This is a genomic window from Flavobacterium sp. J372 (assembly GCF_024699965.1).
Taxonomy (GTDB): Bacteria; Bacteroidota; Bacteroidia; order Flavobacteriales; family Flavobacteriaceae; genus Flavobacterium.
This window is the reverse complement of sequence record NZ_JAJOMZ010000001.1, coordinates 1-15,981: the sequence shown is the minus strand read 5'-3', so window position 1 is coordinate 15,981 and position 15,981 is coordinate 1. Positions and strand designations below refer to the sequence as shown.

Below are 15,981 nucleotides of genomic sequence, written 5' to 3'. Positions count from 1 at the left end.
GGGTTCAGGATTTCAGCATGTACGGCTACCGATTTGGTATCGTTCTCGAAAGACTGGCTGATGTTGAATACCCTGCCCTTTGATTTCCGTATTATCCTGGTTGGTCAGTACAAAGCGTACGGTCTGTCCCGGCTTTACCTTCCCAAGGTGTTTTCGTATACCAAAAGGGCCACATGGAGCTTGGAATTGTCAACGATGCTCAATAGCGGCTTGCCCACCTCGGCATTACTGCCAATCTTGATATTGATATTCGTAACACTTCCTGAAATTGGGGCTACAAAGCGGCAAGAGCCGGTTGCCCGAAGAGCTGCTCAGGTTCATCAGCGAAAGCTGTTTACCTAGAGAGGCAAACCTTGCTTTTTCAGTCTCGTAGTCCGCTTTGGTACGCTGGAAGACCTTTTGGAATTCAAGTTCTCCTCACTCAAGGGTCTTCGCCTCTCGAATTCAAGCTTCAGGAACTCCAGGTTGCTCTTGGAGGTAATATAGGACTCTTTGCAGCCTGGCAAATTCCGGGCTCTCTACCGTGGCAAGGACCTGCCCTTTGCGCACCTGCTGCCCTTCGATGACATTGATCCTGCTTACCACACCGGTAACATGCACCGATACATCGGCCTGGTTTTGAGGGGGCAGTTCCGTATAGCCGTTGGCATTTACCACCTCGCTGAGATTCTTTGGGCGAAGGTTCCCAGCTCAATATTGGCAGCCTTGAACTGCGCTTCATTCAATTCCACTTCTTTTTGCAGCCGAGCTGCTTTCTTTTTTCCTTTTCCCCCGGCATGCTCTTCATGGTTGTGCTCATCTTCGGCTACCGTGTTGCGCAAAAGGAAATAATCAAGGGCAAAACCGCGGCAAGGCCCAGGATGATATAGATAACGATTTTAAAATTTATTTTTTCATGGGATGATATTATAGGTTAAGCAGGTACTGAAGGTTGATAACAGCCTGGTTGTAATTATTGATGGCGTCAATGTAATTGATCCTGATGGCAAGGGCCGTCTCCAGTCCCTGCACGTACTCCACGTAGCTGATATCGCCGTTCTGGTACGCTTTGGTGGCATTGCCGGATATGGTATTGGCATTAGGGAGCGCTGTTCCTGTGTAATACTCCAGCATTGAGCGGAAGGTTTCCAGCTGCTTTTTCTCTTGTTCAAAACTGCTTACGAGCTGTGTCCTTGTATAGGCGGCATTGGCCTGTTGGACTTCGATATTGGTTTTGGCTGCCTTAACGCGGGCTGATGAAGCGCCCCAGAAAAGCGGTACGCTGATACCTACCGAGAATCCCTGGAAACGCAATGTGTTATCATAATATGTGCTTACGCCATTAAAATCCTGGTTGCCTGTGAGTGACTGTATGAAGTAACCCGCAGTAAGGTCAGGCATCAACAGGGAACCTTCAGCCCTTCTCTCGGCTTTCGCTACATTCACCTGCTGCTCCGCAAGCAACAGGGTGCTGTTCTGCCTGAGTGCCGTAGAATCCTGCAATGTGGCAAAAACGCTGGCAGTATATTGTTCCGTACCGGAAACTATAACATCGCCATCCAGCTGCAACAGGGCTTTAAGCCGTAGTTTTTCCGCTTCGATAAGCGCATTGTTACGCTTGATCTGCTGCTGTAGTTCCTGCTGCTTGGCCTTGGCTGTCGTATTCTCGAGTGATCCGGTCTCCCCAGTCTGGAACTTCAGTTCGGCCGAGCGGACGAATTGCTGCATAAGCTTGTTCTGCTCCTCCAGCACTTTGTTGAGTTCCATATAGTAGAGCATGGTATTCCAGCTTTGGCGTATCGAATAAGTTACTTCCTGGCGGGTCTGGCTCAGCCTGAGCTCGCCTGCCTTAACGTTCTCCATAAGGACTTTCCGGCGTGCGCCTATCTGGAAAGGGCTGATGGTCTGCGAAACGCTGAGGTTCTTATCCTGTGCACGGGTATTGATCTGCCCGAAGGTACCGTTGAGTTCGGTCTTGGGAAGGTCGAAAGCTGTACCGCGCAACTGCTGTTGGCGCGTTACATCCAGCGTGGATGCCTGTATGGCACCATTATTTTTACACCTGTGGCGATTGCCTGGTCCAGGGTCATCGGCTGTTGCGCCTGCGATAGGAAGGGTAGCAGCAATAAGGCCACAACAGCTAGTTTTCCTGCGCCTTTCGGAGCACCGCCCTTGATTCCCTTTCGAAATAATAGTACAATATAGGAAGTACCACAAGCGTAAGGAGCGTGGCAGTGATAAGCCCCCTATAACCACTGTTGCCAAAGGCTTTTTGCACCTCCGCACCTGCTCCGGTGCTGAGTGCCATCGGCAGGAAGCCCAGGGATGCCACTGCTGCTGTAAGCAGTACCGGCCTTAGCCTTACCTTTGTACCTTCCTTGATGCGTTCATAAATATCGTTCATGCCTTCGAGTTTTAGCTGGTTGAAATAAGCTATCAGTACGATGCCGTTTAGCACTGCCACACCAAAGAGGGCAATGAAGCCGACACCGGCCGAAATACTGAACGGCATGCCGCGCAGCCATAGGGCGAATACGCCCCCCGATAGCCGAGAGTGGTATCGCGGTGAATATCAGTATGGATTGCTTAACCGACTTGAATGTGAAGTAAAGCAATACGAATATCAGTCCAAGCGCTACAGGCACTGCCACCATCAGGCGCTTGTTGGCCTGCTGAAGGTTTTCGAACTGTCCGCCATAGGTCGTGTAATACCCTGCCGGCAGTTTCAGGCTCTTGTCCAGTTTCGCCTGTATATCCTTGACAACGCTCTGCACGTCACGCCCGCGGACATTGAAGCCTACCACGATGCGGCGGCGGCCTTCCTCACGGCTGATCTGCATCGGGCCGTCCTCAAACTGGATGTCGGCTACCTGCTCCAATGGTATCTGGCTGCCCGAAGGTAATGTGACATAGAGTGATTTGAGGTTGTTTATGTCTTGCCTCTTATCTTCTGCAAGCCTTACCACTAGGTCGAACCGCTTTTCGCCTTCATAGACGGTACCGGCAGCCTCGCCTGCAAAGCCCATCCTGACTACCCTGTTCATATCGCCAACGTTTAATCCATATAACGCCAGCTTGTCTTTGTTGTATTTAACGGTGATTTGCGGAAGCCCGGCCACCCTTTCTGCCCTGGCATCCGTAACGCCCGGTACGCCTTGTATAAGGCCCATCACCTCATCGCCTGCGCTCACAAGGCGGTCAATATCCTCCCCGAATATCTTGATGGCGACATCGCTTCGCACGCCCGTCATAAGCTCGTTCATACGCATCTGTACCGGCTGGGAGAATTCGGTGGTTGCACCCGGGATCTCTTCAAGGGCTTCTTCCATCTTAGCCATAAGCTCTTCTTTAGTTTCAGCCGAAGTCCATTCGTCCTTATCTTTCATGATGATGATCATATCGCCTGCTTCCATCGGCATTGGGGTCCGTCGGTATCTCGGCGCTACCTATTTTGGTAACGATCATTTTTATCTCAGGGAATTTCGCGCGCAATATCTGCTCGGCTTTGGTTGTGGCCTCAATCTCCTGCGACAGCGAACTGCCCGAAGAGATGATAAGGTGGGTAGCGATATCGCCCTCGTCAAGTGTAGGGATGAACTCCCCACCCATAGTACTGAATATGTAGAGTGCAATGGCAAATAGCCCTATTGAGGCTGCGATCACTATCTTTTTTAGCGTTGAGCGCTGCGTTCAAAAGCGGCCTGTACACCCTGTACGCCGCAGCGATGATCTTATCGCTGATGTTCGGCGTATGCCCTGTGGCTTTTTAAGCACCAGCGAGCTCATCATTGGTACGTAGGTCAATGACAGTATGAAAGCGCCAAGGATGGCAAACGATACTGTAAGCGCCATAGGGCCGAACATCTTGCCTTCGGTCCCGGTAAGGGCAAGGATCGGTAAATAAACGATAAGGATGATGATCTCACCAAAGGCAGCGCTGCTCCTTATCTTGGATGCTGCGCCATACACCTCTTCGTTCATCTGGTCCCTGGGTGAGCTTTGCTTTCTTCTTGACCTCCAGCCTATGGATGATGGCCTCGACAATGATCACGGCACCATCGACAATAATACCGAAGTCAATCGCGCCAAGGCTCATAAGGTTGCCCGATACCCCAAAGAATTTCATCATGCTGATGGCAAACAGGAGCGCGAGCGGGATCACTGAAGCCACGACAAGGCCGGCCCTCCAGTTTCCAAGCAGCAATACCAGTATGAAAATTACGATAAGGGCGCCCTCTATAAGGTTGGTCTGTACTGTACCGATGGCATTGTCAACAAGCTTGGTACGGTCAAGGAAAGGTTCTATGGCAACGCCTTCCGGCAGTGATTTCTTGATCTGCTCGATTTTTTCCTTTACGCGGTCCACCACCTGGCCGCTGTTCTCGCCCTTGAGCATCATAACCATACCGGTTACTTCCTCTCCTTTTCCATCCTTGGTGGTAGCACCGTAACGGATACCACCGCCAATCTGTACTTTGGCAACATCACGTACCAATACCGGTACATTGCCCTTGTTTTTGATGACGATCTTATTGATATCGTCCATACCGCTTACCATACCAATCCCCCCTGATGAAGTAGGCATACGGTTTCTTATCGATATAGGCGCCTCCTGTGTTCTCGTTATTGGACTCTAGTGCCGCAAATATCTCAGCGATGGTGACATCCATGGCTTTAAGCCTGTCCGGGTCCACCGCGATTTCGTATTGCTTAAGCGAGCCGCCCAGGGTATTCACCTCAGCTACACCTGGCGTACCAATGAGCTGCGGCTTGATGATCCAGTCCTGTATGGTACGCAGCTGTGTCGCGTCAAATTTCTTCTCGTACCCTTTTTCGGGAAAACTACATATTGGTAAATTTCCCCTAATCCAGTACTGATTGGGGCCATCTCGGGCGTACCGAGGTTTTTAGGAATAACATTCTCGGCTTCTTTGAGGCGTTCCGATATTTGTGCCCTGGCCCAGTACAGGTCGGTATCCTCTTCGAATACGACCGTTACCACGCTGAGGCCGAAACGGCTCACCGAACGCAGCTCCACAATTTCAGGGATCGGCTTAACGGATTGCTCAATGGGATAGGTTATGAATTGCTCAACATCCTGGGTGGCCAGCGATGGCGATGTTGTAATGATTTGCACCTGATTGTTCGTGATATCAGGCAGGGCATCAATAGGCAGGTTCGAAAGCGAATACGCGCCTGTAATTATTAATGCTATGGTGAAAAGACCAATAATGAATTTATTATTGATACTAAAATGAATGACTTTATCTAACATTTGATGTCAATTAATATAATGTATGAGTGACAGGCATGGCTTATGGCCATGCAATTCCTACCGGCTCATCGCCGGCAACATTATACTAACTGGGGCGGTTGCCAGATGGCACCGTAAAAGTCGGATTTGAAGGAGGTATAGAAATTTGATATTTCTGTAGTCGTGTTTTCAGTATCGAAGAACTGGATGTCAAGTGCAGGATGCACTACTATTGCTATTACGCAGCTGCTGCAAATGCAGAACGGCGTACAGATTTCCATCTGGTGATGGTCATCGTCATTGTCCTTCTCTTTACCATGGCCGGATTGCTCAATAGCGATGCTGCCGTTGCTTGCATGCGCTTCGCTGCAAGGCAACGCCATCAGCACTATAAGATAGACTGAAAAGCTGTATAATAGTATTTGCTTAATCCTGTTCACTTTAACAAATATACATTTTTTTCGATTACGGGATAAAATTTAATGGCCATTTGAAAATAATCCATCACGGCAGGCGTATCTTTTTTTTGCAGACAAAGTAAGGGAGCAAATTTGAAGGAATTCTGTAGCGATAGGCAGAATTCGAAAAAAATATAATCGTGGCACAGATTTCCTTCAAAATTTAAACCTAACTTGGTTGTCATGAAAATACTGATCATCGAAGACGAACCCGAAATTGCGGAAGGCATCAGGCAATACCTGCTGGCGCATGATGTCCAGTGCGAGACCGCCAGGGCTTTTGCTGAGGCTACCGAAAAGATAAGCCTATACAGCTACGACTGCATACTCCTTGACCTGAACCTCCCGGGCGGCAGCGGTTTCGACATCTTGAAAGAGATCAAGGACATGGAGAAGGACGACGGGGTGATCATCGTCTCGGCGCAGGAAACGCTTGATAGCAGGATAACGGGCTTTGACCTTGGGGCGGATGACTACGTGACCAAGCCTTTCCATCTCTCTGAACTCTATGCCCGCATCCTGGCGCTCATCCGCCGTAAGAATTTTGGTGGGAGCAACACCGTTACCTATAATGAGATAACCATCGACTTACGCCAAAAGACGGTTAGGGTAAACCAAACAATGCTGGATATGACCAAGAAGGAGATAGATCTCCTGCTGTACCTTATTGGCAATGGGAACCGAATACTTTCAAAAAGCGCCATAGCCGAGCACCTCTCGGGCGATATGGCCGATATGCTGGAAAGCCATGACTTTGTCTATACGCATATAAAAAACCTGAAAAGAAGATTTCGCAGGCCGGCGGCGGGGAATATATAAAGACCATATACGGTATGGGCTATAAATGGGAAAATGAGTAAAAAACTATTGATAAAAACCAGGCAGGGCTACCTCGCCTTCTCTGTTGTTGTGCTGCTGCTCGCAGCACCGGCTTTCTATTACCTGAGCCAGTGGCTGCACCTCTACCAGACCGACAGGGTATTGCAACTCCATAAGGATGCCTTTTCCAGGCTCGACCTCGACACGTTCTCAGATGAAGACCTCGTAGTATGGAACAAATACAATCATGACGTAAAGATCCTGAGGGGCGGGGGCCTGTCAAAAGATACTGTCTTTACCACGACAATTTTTGACTCCTTATCCGGGCATCATGAATTGTATAGGGAGATGCGCGCACCCCTTACCATCAATAATAAGCCCTATACCTATATTGAGCGGAACCACCTTGCCGAAATGCAGGATATGGTCTATGGGGTAGCCTTTATTTTTATAGTGGTTATAGGGATATTGCTTATCGGCATTACCCTGTTTTCCAACAGGTGGGCCAAAAAGCTTTGGACCCCCTTTCTATGATACGCTGAAGCAGATACAAAGCTTTGACATCGACAAGAGCAGGGAACCGAGGTTCATACCCACGGGCACTGAAGAATTTGATTACCTCAACAACAGTATCGGGAAGCTGATCGAGAAAAACACCGCAATTTACAGGAACCAGAAAGAGTTCATTGAGAATGCCGCGCACGAACTCCAGACCCCCCTCACGGTTATCCAGACCAAGCTGGAATCCTTATTCCAGTCGGCCGAGCAATCCGAACACCAGGCGGTATTGATCGAATCCATTAATGGCGACCTTTCGCGCCTGCACCGGCTGAGCAAAAACCTGATGCTGCTCTCCAGCATGGAGAATGAGGCGTATGCTAACAAACAGGCTTTCCCGGTTTCACAATACCTAACTAAAAATATAGAATTCTTTACTACACAGGCAGAATCAAAGGATATTGAGATAACGCTGGAAATCAGGGAAGACCATATCGTCCATGCCAACCCTGCTCTGCTGGAAATCCTGGTGAACAACCTTTTTGCCAATGCCATACGGCACACAGCTGCAGGAGGTATTATCATTACAGAACTGTCGGGTGTTGAGCTTAAATTCTCAAACACCGGCACTGCAAGCCTTGACCAGTCGCGGCTTTACAACCGCTTTTCGAAGTCGGAAAGTGCAGGCAAAGGCAACGGCCTTGGATTGTCCATCGTAAAAAAGATCATTGAGATAAATAATTGGGAAATCGAATATGGATTTTTAGGCGAAATGCATCATTTTACCGTAAAATTCAGGTAAATATACATCGCTACAGAATTTCTCCAAAATCGTTTAAGAACCTTGTGCTTTTAAACTCCCGGAGTCATGATGTATTATGTAATTCCCTCCCGCCGCTATTCGGCTATAGGCCACTTTGCCCTTTTTTACCTGTCGGTGTCATTCCTGCTCCGGCTCGCCTTCATGGTTTGGCAATATGATGAAGTTGACTGGCATCCCGTTGATTTTCTTCGGACGATCATTAGCGGTACATTTTTCGACCTTGGGGCACTGGCATACCTGGTTGCGCCCTGCATCCTGTACATTACCGTATGGCCTTCAAGATGGATCGGCACCTTAGCGGATAAAGCGATCATTTGGTTCTTCACGTCGCTGGGCGTAGTGATCCTGGCATTCACTTTTTTCGCAGAGGTAACCTTTTGGGAAGAGTTCAGGTCACGCTTCAATTTTGTTGCGGTCGACTACCTCATTTATACGCATGAAGTGATTGCCAATATCAATGAATCCTATCCCCTGCCGCTGCTCATAGGCGGTGTGCTTGCGGTAAGCCTTCTGGTGCTATGGCTTTTCTTTAAAGGGAAGGTATTCAAAAATACATTTGCAGGAAAGCCGGGGATTGGCGAACGGGTACTGTTTCTTATGATTACAGCCGCCTTCATCGGCTTTTACAGCCTCGCAATCCGGAACTTCCATGCCGAATGGTCGCCGAACCGCTATAACTCCGAAATCTCAAAGAATGGGATTTACAGCTTTTTCGCCGCCTTCCGTAACAACCAGATGAAATACCCTGAATTCTACACGGCTATTCCCGACACGGAAGCTTTTGCCCTTGTACGGGAAAAACTCGGGGCATCAGGTACGAAGTTTAATGCCGTGGGGCTTTCCATCAGGCGCGATGTGGAAAATACTGCCGGGCCGGAGAAAAAATATAATGTGGTGTTCGTATTAGTGGAAAGCCTTAGCGCCTCCTTCATGTCTGAATTCGGCAACACCGAAAACATCACCCCGTTCCTGGACAGCCTGGCACAACAGAGCACCTTTTTTGAGAACATGTATGCTACAGGCAACAGGACAGTGCGCGGAATGGAAGCGGTAACGCTGTGCATACCACCCACACCAGGCCAAAGCATCGTGAAAAGGCCGGAAAACCAGGGGCTGTACACAATCAATTCCGTCTTTGAGGCGAAAGGTTATACGACTTCATTCCTTTATGGCGGGGATGGGTATTTTGATAACATGAATGCCTATTTCGGTGGCAACGGGTTCGATATCTACGACCGTGGGCGTGGCAGTATATTGAGCGACAAGATCAGGGCAACGCGGACGCTTATCCGTGACAATGAAGTCCGCTTTGAGAATGCCTGGGGAATTTGCGATGAGGATATCTATTCGAAGATGCTGTCGGTTGCCGATGAGAACTACCGGGCGGGAAAACCGTTTTTTAATTTTGTGATGACCACATCTAATCACCGCCCTTACACCTATCCCGCAGACAGGATAGACATTCCTTCAGGTACCGGGCGCAAGGGGGCTGTAAAATATACCGACTATGCCCTAAAAAAAATGCTGCAGGCAGCGCGCAGCAAGCCATGGTTCAGCAATACGGTGTTTGTAATTGTTGCCGACCATTGCGCGAGCAGCGCCGGACGTAATGAAATTGATGTGGCAAATTACCGTATCCCAGCATTCATATTCAATATACCGCAAGCCGCTACGCAAAAGGTAGGCAAGCAGTGCTCACAAATTGACCTCTTCCCTACCCTTTTTGGGATGATGGACTGGAACTATACCTCAAACTTTTTTGGAAAGGATGTTTTTGGGCCGGATTTCGAAGAGAGGGCATTGATTGCAACCTACCGGAAACTGGCATTGCTGAAAAAGACCGGGTCATGATACTGTCTGACCAGAAAAAGCAAAACTTTTACCGTTGGGACAGCAAAAGCAATAACCTAAGCTTGTTGCCAACCGACAAATCTTTCCTGGATGAAACCATAGCATGGTACCAAACCGCTGACTACCTGTTCAACCATAAACTCCTGAAATAATGGCCTTAATACACTTTATCATAAATCCCGTTGCAGGCGGGGGAAACAGCCTCGAAAAACTTGTAGAGGCTATCAATACAGCCTTCAACAGGGAAACCTATACAGCGCAGCTCCACTTTAGCGAATATCAGGGTCATGCTAAGGAAATCGCTGAATTATTAGTAAAGAAAAGCCCCTCATTTATCGTAGCCTGCGGCGGGGATGGCACTATCAACGAAATAGCATCCGTAATAGTGGGATCGGATATCAAGCTGGGTATTGTGCCGATTGGTTCGGGAAACGGGCTGGCCGCTAATCTCAGGCTTCCAAAGAACATTTCGATAGCATTGCAGCTTATCAAACAGGGAAATACTAAGAAGATCGATGCAGGCCTTATTAACGGGAAATACTTCTTCAGCAATACAGGCGTGAGCTTTGATGCGGAAGTGATAAAAATTTACGAACAGCAAAAGGCCAAAGGCTTTGCGGGTTACCTAAAGGCCTGCTTTTTTGCGACACTTTCCTTTAAGCCGGTTAATGCGCACATAACCTTCGGTAAACATACTGTCGAAGGGCCGCAGTTCCTGCTGTTCGTATCCAATTCGAACCAGTTGGGTTATGGTAAATCCCTAACTCCTAATGCCCTTCCCGACGATGGCCTTCTTGACATTGCCACGGTTGAAAAGATTGGATTTTGGGAAAAAATACGCCTCGGCTACCTGTTGCTCAGGGGAAAAACGCTAAATTTCGAAAAAATTAAAATTGAACGGACACCGCAAGCGGCGATAGAGCTTCCTGAAAAAATATTTACAACAGCTCAGATTGACGGCGAATTCATTTATTTTAAAACCAACAAATTTACAATAACCGTACAGCCTGCCTGCCTTACGGTAATAGTACCCTGATAAAGTAACCAAATATCCATAATATGAAACGAATCATTATCATTTTTGCGTTAGCGATCGCTACCACCGGATTTGTTGCCTGCAATGGCAAAGAAGAAAAGAAAGACGCTACTGAACATGCGGGACATGACCATAGCGAAGGCGACGGGCATGACCACGCTAAGGGAGACAGCCACGACCACGAGTTGGCGTACCAATGCCCTATGGACTGCGAAAAAGGGAAAACTTATGATGCCAAAGGAAAATGCCCTGTATGTGAGATGGAACTGAAAGAAGTACACACGGACAGCCATGAGGGGCATGACCATGAAGGCGAGGACCATGGCGACCACAAGCACTAATCTACTTATCCTATAGAATTATGCAGATAGATATCGCTTCCGAACTTATCATACTCATCAAACTGGTCGTATCCTTCCTTCTCGGAGCCTTCATTGGCCTGGACAGGGAACGCCATGGCAGGGACGCGGGCATCCGTACCTATGGGGCGGTATGTGTCGGGGCTACATTATTTACTGCCGTGACAATGCATTTGGCGGATGACCCTACGGCAGCATCGAGGGTCATCGCCAATATCATAACGGGCATAGGTTTCCTCGGGGCCGGCATCATTTACAGGAATGGGGCTTCCGGAACATCGCAGGGGCTTACCACAGCGGCAACGGTATGGTGCACTTCAGCCGTAGGGGTGGCGGTAGCGCTGAATATGTTCATTATTGCCGGGGCAAGCGCAACTTTCCTCTACTTCCTTTTATCACTCCACCACCAAAAATGGTACATGCGATGGAAAGAAAAGCTAAAACAAAAGGAATACGAAGACCACGATTAATTCTTTTACACTGATAAGCTTCCCGGCCTTTTACATACTACACATACTAACCATGCCAGGGATGCCAAAAGAACCACTCTCAGATTCCCGGAAAATATCCAGATCATTTATGTGCCATAAATGCCAATTCGATATTGCCAATTAAGTCAGGAAGTGCCAATGTTGAATAATACTAAGACGAATGGGCTCGCTTAACTAAAAACAGAGCATATCGGAAGGACGACCATCCCTAATTTTATCCCTACATTCACAGCGCGTGCGGTGCAGCCCGAAACTTTCGTGGGTGTCGACTTCAAAAAATTTCATCCGGTTATCTTCAACCTTATAGAATAAAAGACACATTGCTTTAGCATTAAGAATCTTGATGCCAACATCGTATTGGTCTTACCGAAGCTCCATATTTTATAAAAATTTGTTTTGTTGAAATATATTTTTAGTTTTGTCTAAAAATAAAACAGCACAAAACAATGAAGTATATTTCGTCTTATTTAAAAAAAAGATCTTTCCAGAAGCTCGGTATTGTATGTATTGGATTATTATCATTTTCCTGTTCAAATTTTGAAACAGAGGCTCCCGATGACGACCATATCCTCGATGGGCCGTTGGAAGGGCTTACACATGAGCAAAACAGGCGTTTCCTTGCCGGTGATGTGGCTTTTAACGATGAGATATTTTTCTCGCAAACCGGCCTTGGCCCAACATTCGTGGCCAACAGTTGCGTAGCGTGCCACGCAGGAGATGGCAGGGGTACGCCATCAACTACACTGACCCGCTTTGGACAGGTCGATGAAACAGGGAACCAATTCCTGCATTTGGGAGGTCCCCAGCTTCAAAATCGTTCGCTACCGGGCTACATGCCTGAACAGATTCCTTTGGGGCGACGTTCTCTAAGTTCACCCCCCCCGGCGAATACCGGTCTGGGTTTTATTGAGCTGGTATCTGATACCGATATCCTGGCTATAGCTGATCCGGATGACCTCGATGGCGATGGCATATCAGGCGTACCCAACTGGAACCATGTCCCCGGCTATGTAAACATCCCGCAAGGGGCAGCGGAACAGAATGGCAAGTACATTTGCCGCTTTGGAAAGAAGGGTGCTGCATTTGACCTTTTACAGCAAACAGCCACCGCCTACAACCAGGATATCGGGGTAACCTCCACTTTTGAGCCCCTCGATCCTTATTCGGGGCTGACAGGCGACCCGGAGGTTAGCGATGCGACTATCCGTAACGTGGTGTTTTACCTCCAAACCCTCAAGGCACCGATACCCCGCAACCAAAATGACCCGAAGGTTTTGCAGGGGAAGGCTTTATTCAGCCAGATACAGTGCGCTGCCTGCCACAAGCCACAATTGCAGACGGGGTATTCCCCTGTACAGGCTCTATCCTATAAGGCGTTTTACCCGTATACCGACCTCCTGCTCCACGATATGGGGCCGGGACTCGACGATGGTTACACCGAAGGTTCCGCTAAAACATACGAATGGCGGACACCCCCCGCTATGGGGGCTGGGATTGTCGCCCAATTCACAAGGCGGGAATTTCTTCCTGATGCACGATGGCAGGGCCAGGGTCCATTGAAGAAGCTATACAGCTGCATGGCGGTGAGGCTGCCGGAAGCCGCAGCCGTTACAACCAGCTTACCCAGGATGAGAAACAAGCCCTGATCAAATTTTTAAATTCCCTTTAACCATGGACAGAAAACAATTCCTTAAAACCTGTGGGCTGGCATGCTTCGGCGGACTCGCAGCTATGGCAGTACCTGCCGGTTGTGCTCCCGCCAAAACAGTGAATAGTGCTATTGACGGCGATAACCTGGTAATCCCGGTATCCGATTTTGGCGATGAGGCCACAGGATACCGAAAATACATAGTAGTTAGTAATGAACTGCTCCGTTTCCCAATTTGCGTATTTAGGCACAGCAATGATGAATATGCCGCCCTTTGGATGGAGTGCAGCCACATGGGTGCAGAATTGCAGGTCTTTGGAGATACGCTGCAATGCCCTGCCCATGGCAGTGAGTTCAGCAATATCGGTGCGGTGCGAAATGGCCCAGCTGACCGGGCGCTAAGAAAATTCCCTACGGCTGTTGAAAACGGTTTCATCAAAATATCCCTGAAAAAGCAATGAAGAAAATAACTACTATACTCTCGCTTCTGTTCACTACTACCCTGCTGGCTCAAATCGACCCTGTGCTTCTTCCGCCGCATACCCAAGGATACCGTCAAGAATGCCCTGAATATGGATGCAGTGTATGACCGTCCTTTCCTTGGCATCGGTAAATTACCGGTTTCTGTCGGAGGCTACGCAGAAGTAAACTGGCAGCGCCTGAGTACTGATGGGGTCTCGGAAGGGCACCAATTCGAATTCAGGAGGATGACTTTGTTCGTTTCATCAACGATATCCACACGTATCAAGTTCCTCAGTGAACTGGAATTTGAAGAAGGTGGCAAAGAAATCGCAATAGAATTTGCGGCCATTGATATGGAACTTATACCACTCGCCAACCTAAGGGCGGGTATAATACTTAACCCGATAGGCTCTTTCAACCAGAACCACGACGGCCCAAAATGGGAATTCACCGACAGGCCTATCTCTTCCACCGAGATGCTGCCTTCAACATGGAGCAATGCGGGATTCGGGATTTACGGCAAGGAATACTCTAAGGATTGGATGTACGGATACGAACTTTACCTTTCGGGCAGCTTTGACGACCGCATCATTGATAACAATTTAGGAAGGACATCGCTCCCTGCGTCAAAACTTAATCCTGAACGGTTTGAAGCCATCAACAGCGGGATTCCTTTATTTACCGGAAAGGTTTCAGTCAGGAATTCCAAATATGGTGAGCTTGGGGTATCCTACATGGGCGGTGTATTTAATAAATTTGAGGAAGATGGGCTCGCCTTGGACAAAAAGCGCAGGGTTGATGTCTACGCCCCCTTGATTACAATAACACCCTGCCATGGATTGATACGTTCATTACCGCTGAATGGGCATGGGTGTGGGTGGATGTTCCCGAGACGTTCGGCCAACAATACGGCAGCAGGCAAATGGGTGGCTTTGCTGATATTGTCCAGCCCATTATCAGGCGTAAGATTCTTGATTGGGAAAACGCATCTGTAAACCTGGCCTGCAGGTTTGAATATGTGGACTATAATGTTGGGAAATTTAATGAGACTGGCCACAATATCGGTGACCAGATATGGAGCATCATGCCGGCAATAAGCTTCCGTCCCTCAGCGCGGACAGTGCTCCGCCTGAATTACAGGATACTTGAGGCAACAGACCTAATTGGCAATCCACCCAGCCTGACAAAAGGTTTCAGCTTTGGATTGAGTACGTATTTTTAATGCTTAGGCAGAATGGTAGCCATTTGAAAGTCAAGTCCATCATATTATATTATAGTAGGCACATTAATTTTTTAAACTTTAAAATTTTATCACTAAATTTGCAAAAGAAGCGGCGTTCTTTAATAGTCAAATAGTTAGCTCTAGCTACCACTTTATAAATCTGTGGCAAAATCGTGGCAATCACTTTTTACGATTTTGCTTTTTGCAGCACTGATGCGGGTTTCAGCCGAAAGGTTCAAATCCTGCTCTCCCCACGAAATGGGTTAAAATACGGAAAAACAAGCTTTTCCAAATTTTCCAAAAAACCTCAAAAAAAGTGGAAAACCTGCAAAATTCAAGGATTTGCAGGTTTTTTTATTTCCTGCACTCTACCAGATTTTTTCAAAAGGCAGCAAAAGTTTTGTGGCAAAATCGTGGCACATTTGCCCGACAAAAAAAGTGCCACAGAATTGCATGTAAAACCCTGTATATCAACCAGTAAAACAGGTTAACGACTTGATTTTTGAGACGCTGTATTTCTACATTTATTAATCTAAAAGTTGAATTATGTTAGAGAACAGTTTTGGGTTGTCCTTCTTTCTGAAGACACCCCGCAATGCAAGCAATGTCAGGAACATCTACCTTAGGATAACCGTTGACGGCATTCCACGGGAAACTTCTACCAAAAAGGAAGTGGGATGTCAACCGGTGGGATCAGAATTCGAAAGGGCTGTAGGAAACAAAGAGGGATGCAAGGGCATTGAACTTTTCTTGGACTCCCTGCTGATGAAAGTAAATGAATGCAAGACAGAGCTTTTTACAGCGGCAAACCGGTCACCTCTGAAAAGATTATGGATTATATCTTGGGGAGGATTACGCCCCGTGTAAAAGTCCTCGAAGAGTTCGAATCCCACAACCGGGAGATGGCTGCACTTATCGGAAAGGGGTACGCCGAAGGTACGCTCGACAGGTTTAGCATTACCATTAACCACCTAAGGGAATTCCTGCGCATTAAATTCAATCGCGTGGATATGGAATTCGCGGACCCTTGATTTGCAGTTTATAAAGGATTTTGAATTCTATCTGAGGTCGGTAAGGAATT

Annotated in this window: 25 protein-coding genes and 2 pseudogenes; 16 read left to right on the top strand and 11 right to left on the bottom strand. The window is 47.8% G+C overall.

Going from position 1 to position 15,981, the window contains the following annotated elements; all coding sequences use genetic code 11:
• Positions 1-134: 134 nt before the first annotated feature.
• The 11 genes and pseudogenes from LRS05_RS17560 to LRS05_RS00085 all read right to left on the bottom strand — a co-directional run bounded on the left by LRS05_RS17560 (position 135) and on the right by LRS05_RS00085 (position 5,673).
• Positions 135-218 (bottom strand): hypothetical protein, encoded by an 84-nt coding sequence (locus LRS05_RS17560; protein ID WP_374707750.1) that lies wholly within the window; start codon positions 216-218, stop codon positions 135-137.
• 226 nt (positions 219-444) lie between these two features.
• Positions 445-657, bottom strand: coding sequence for an efflux RND transporter periplasmic adaptor subunit (locus LRS05_RS00130; RefSeq protein ID WP_257866468.1), 213 nt, complete (start codon positions 655-657; stop codon positions 445-447).
• Positions 651-821 carry a hypothetical protein gene (locus tag LRS05_RS00125; RefSeq protein ID WP_257866467.1) on the bottom strand — a complete coding sequence of 57 codons (171 nt, stop codon included), beginning with the start codon at positions 819-821 and terminating at the stop codon, positions 651-653. The genes LRS05_RS00130 and LRS05_RS00125 overlap by 7 nt, the downstream gene beginning before the upstream one ends.
• Before the next feature lie 85 nt (positions 822-906).
• The gene (locus LRS05_RS00120; protein ID WP_257866466.1) at positions 907-1,983 is read right to left on the bottom strand and encodes a TolC family protein; all 1,077 of its coding nucleotides are present in this window, start codon (positions 1,981-1,983) and stop codon (positions 907-909) included.
• Positions 1,984-2,119: 136 nt separating this feature from the next.
• Positions 2,120-2,479 (bottom strand): efflux RND transporter permease subunit, encoded by a 360-nt coding sequence (locus tag LRS05_RS00115; protein ID WP_257866472.1) that lies wholly within the window; start codon positions 2,477-2,479, stop codon positions 2,120-2,122.
• Positions 2,367-3,392, bottom strand: coding sequence for an efflux RND transporter permease subunit (locus LRS05_RS00110; protein ID WP_257866465.1), 1,026 nt, complete (start codon positions 3,390-3,392; stop codon positions 2,367-2,369). The genes LRS05_RS00115 and LRS05_RS00110 overlap by 113 nt, the downstream gene beginning before the upstream one ends.
• A pseudogene (locus LRS05_RS00105) lies at positions 3,355-3,960 on the bottom strand (efflux RND transporter permease subunit). Before LRS05_RS00105 ends, LRS05_RS00110 begins: the two are co-directional and overlap by 38 nt.
• The gene (locus LRS05_RS00100; RefSeq protein WP_257866464.1) at positions 3,902-4,564 is read right to left on the bottom strand and encodes an efflux RND transporter permease subunit; all 663 of its coding nucleotides are present in this window, start codon (positions 4,562-4,564) and stop codon (positions 3,902-3,904) included. Before LRS05_RS00100 ends, LRS05_RS00105 begins: the two are co-directional and overlap by 59 nt.
• Positions 4,509-4,754, bottom strand: coding sequence for an efflux RND transporter permease subunit (locus tag LRS05_RS00095; protein WP_257866471.1), 246 nt, complete (start codon positions 4,752-4,754; stop codon positions 4,509-4,511). Before LRS05_RS00095 ends, LRS05_RS00100 begins: the two co-directional genes overlap by 56 nt.
• On the bottom strand, positions 4,721-5,254 hold the full coding sequence (locus tag LRS05_RS00090; protein WP_257866463.1) for an efflux RND transporter permease subunit: 534 nt from the start codon (positions 5,252-5,254) through the stop codon (positions 4,721-4,723). Before LRS05_RS00090 ends, LRS05_RS00095 begins: the two co-directional genes overlap by 34 nt.
• 80 nt (positions 5,255-5,334) lie before the next feature.
• On the bottom strand, positions 5,335-5,673 hold the full coding sequence (locus LRS05_RS00085) for a DUF6660 family protein (protein WP_257866462.1): 339 nt from the start codon (positions 5,671-5,673) through the stop codon (positions 5,335-5,337).
• Between the two features lie 201 nt (positions 5,674-5,874).
• Here LRS05_RS00085 and LRS05_RS00080 point away from each other — a divergent pair, with 201 nt between their 5' ends.
• From LRS05_RS00080 to LRS05_RS00005, 16 genes and pseudogenes are all read left to right on the top strand, one after another.
• The gene (locus LRS05_RS00080) at positions 5,875-6,510 is read left to right on the top strand and encodes a response regulator transcription factor (RefSeq protein ID WP_257866461.1); all 636 of its coding nucleotides are present in this window, start codon (positions 5,875-5,877) and stop codon (positions 6,508-6,510) included.
• 33 nt (positions 6,511-6,543) lie between these two features.
• Positions 6,544-7,044 (top strand): hypothetical protein, encoded by a 501-nt coding sequence (locus LRS05_RS00075; protein ID WP_257866460.1) that lies wholly within the window; start codon positions 6,544-6,546, stop codon positions 7,042-7,044.
• Positions 7,045-7,048: 4 nt separating this feature from the next.
• Positions 7,049-7,810, top strand: a complete 762-nt coding sequence (locus LRS05_RS00070) for a HAMP domain-containing sensor histidine kinase (RefSeq protein WP_308224770.1) — start codon at positions 7,049-7,051, stop codon at positions 7,808-7,810.
• Positions 7,811-7,876: 66 nt separating this feature from the next.
• Positions 7,877-9,682, top strand: a complete 1,806-nt coding sequence (locus tag LRS05_RS00065) for an LTA synthase family protein (RefSeq protein WP_257866459.1) — start codon at positions 7,877-7,879, stop codon at positions 9,680-9,682.
• Complete coding sequence (locus LRS05_RS00060) at positions 9,679-9,834, top strand: hypothetical protein (protein ID WP_257866458.1); 156 nt, start codon at positions 9,679-9,681, stop codon at positions 9,832-9,834. Before LRS05_RS00065 ends, LRS05_RS00060 begins: the two co-directional genes overlap by 4 nt.
• Positions 9,834-10,718 carry a diacylglycerol kinase family protein gene (locus tag LRS05_RS00055; protein ID WP_257866457.1) on the top strand — a complete coding sequence of 295 codons (885 nt, stop codon included), beginning with the start codon at positions 9,834-9,836 and terminating at the stop codon, positions 10,716-10,718. The genes LRS05_RS00060 and LRS05_RS00055 overlap by 1 nt, the downstream gene beginning before the upstream one ends.
• A gap of 23 nt (positions 10,719-10,741) precedes the next feature.
• A complete protein-coding gene (locus LRS05_RS00050; protein WP_257866456.1) occupies positions 10,742-11,059 on the top strand; it encodes a heavy metal-binding domain-containing protein in 318 nt (105 codons plus the stop codon).
• 20 nt (positions 11,060-11,079) lie between these two features.
• Entirely contained in the window at positions 11,080-11,547 is a 468-nt protein-coding gene (locus tag LRS05_RS00045) for an MgtC/SapB family protein (RefSeq protein WP_257866455.1), read from the top strand.
• Positions 11,548-12,014: 467 nt separating this feature from the next.
• A pseudogene (locus LRS05_RS00040) lies at positions 12,015-13,046 on the top strand (di-heme oxidoredictase family protein); the annotation flags it as partial.
• 59 nt (positions 13,047-13,105) lie between these two features.
• Positions 13,106-13,237 (top strand): di-heme oxidoredictase family protein, encoded by a 132-nt coding sequence (locus LRS05_RS00035; protein WP_257866454.1) that lies wholly within the window; start codon positions 13,106-13,108, stop codon positions 13,235-13,237.
• Positions 13,238-13,239: 2 nt separating this feature from the next.
• Positions 13,240-13,677, top strand: a complete 438-nt coding sequence (locus LRS05_RS00030) for a Rieske (2Fe-2S) protein (protein ID WP_257866453.1) — start codon at positions 13,240-13,242, stop codon at positions 13,675-13,677.
• Between the two features lie 111 nt (positions 13,678-13,788).
• Positions 13,789-14,673, top strand: a complete 885-nt coding sequence (locus LRS05_RS00025; protein ID WP_257866452.1) for a hypothetical protein — start codon at positions 13,789-13,791, stop codon at positions 14,671-14,673.
• Between the two features lie 23 nt (positions 14,674-14,696).
• The gene (locus LRS05_RS00020; RefSeq protein WP_257866451.1) at positions 14,697-14,900 is read left to right on the top strand and encodes a hypothetical protein; all 204 of its coding nucleotides are present in this window, start codon (positions 14,697-14,699) and stop codon (positions 14,898-14,900) included.
• Between the two features lie 173 nt (positions 14,901-15,073).
• Positions 15,074-15,391: a hypothetical protein gene (locus LRS05_RS00015; protein ID WP_257866450.1), complete on the top strand. Its 318-nt coding sequence runs from the start codon at positions 15,074-15,076 to the stop codon at positions 15,389-15,391.
• A gap of 55 nt (positions 15,392-15,446) precedes the next feature.
• Positions 15,447-15,767, top strand: coding sequence for a hypothetical protein (locus LRS05_RS00010; RefSeq protein ID WP_257866449.1), 321 nt, complete (start codon positions 15,447-15,449; stop codon positions 15,765-15,767).
• A 35-nt stretch (positions 15,768-15,802) separates the two neighbouring features.
• Positions 15,803-15,931 carry a hypothetical protein gene (locus LRS05_RS00005; RefSeq protein WP_257866448.1) on the top strand — a complete coding sequence of 43 codons (129 nt, stop codon included), beginning with the start codon at positions 15,803-15,805 and terminating at the stop codon, positions 15,929-15,931.
• Positions 15,932-15,981 lie beyond the last annotated feature (50 nt).

Excerpts from the sequence above, each read along its gene's own strand:
- LRS05_RS00035 (WP_257866454.1), top strand. The coding sequence starts at position 13,106 with ATGGCAGGGCCAGGGTCCATTGAAGAAGCTATACAGCTGCATGGCGGT.
- LRS05_RS00025 (WP_257866452.1), top strand. The coding sequence starts at position 13,789 with ATGGATGCAGTGTATGACCGTCCTTTCCTTGGCATCGGTAAATTACCG.
- LRS05_RS00010 (WP_257866449.1), top strand. The coding sequence starts at position 15,447 with ATGTTAGAGAACAGTTTTGGGTTGTCCTTCTTTCTGAAGACACCCCGC.
- LRS05_RS00080 (WP_257866461.1), top strand. The coding sequence starts at position 5,875 with ATGAAAATACTGATCATCGAAGACGAACCCGAAATTGCGGAAGGCATC.
- LRS05_RS00100 (WP_257866464.1), bottom strand. The coding sequence starts at position 4,564 with ATGCCTACTTCATCAGGGGGGATTGGTATGGTAAGCGGTATGGACGAT.
- LRS05_RS00050 (WP_257866456.1), top strand. The coding sequence starts at position 10,742 with ATGAAACGAATCATTATCATTTTTGCGTTAGCGATCGCTACCACCGGA.
- LRS05_RS00005 (WP_257866448.1), top strand. The coding sequence starts at position 15,803 with ATGGCTGCACTTATCGGAAAGGGGTACGCCGAAGGTACGCTCGACAGG.
- LRS05_RS00030 (WP_257866453.1), top strand. The coding sequence starts at position 13,240 with ATGGACAGAAAACAATTCCTTAAAACCTGTGGGCTGGCATGCTTCGGC.
- LRS05_RS00065 (WP_257866459.1), top strand. The coding sequence starts at position 7,877 with ATGATGTATTATGTAATTCCCTCCCGCCGCTATTCGGCTATAGGCCAC.
- LRS05_RS00075 (WP_257866460.1), top strand. The coding sequence starts at position 6,544 with ATGAGTAAAAAACTATTGATAAAAACCAGGCAGGGCTACCTCGCCTTC.
- LRS05_RS00110 (WP_257866465.1), bottom strand. The coding sequence starts at position 3,392 with ATGGAAGCAGGCGATATGATCATCATCATGAAAGATAAGGACGAATGG.
- LRS05_RS00090 (WP_257866463.1), bottom strand. The coding sequence starts at position 5,254 with ATGTTAGATAAAGTCATTCATTTTAGTATCAATAATAAATTCATTATT.
- LRS05_RS00060 (WP_257866458.1), top strand. The coding sequence starts at position 9,679 with ATGATACTGTCTGACCAGAAAAAGCAAAACTTTTACCGTTGGGACAGC.
- LRS05_RS00055 (WP_257866457.1), top strand. The coding sequence starts at position 9,834 with ATGGCCTTAATACACTTTATCATAAATCCCGTTGCAGGCGGGGGAAAC.
- LRS05_RS00045 (WP_257866455.1), top strand. The coding sequence starts at position 11,080 with ATGCAGATAGATATCGCTTCCGAACTTATCATACTCATCAAACTGGTC.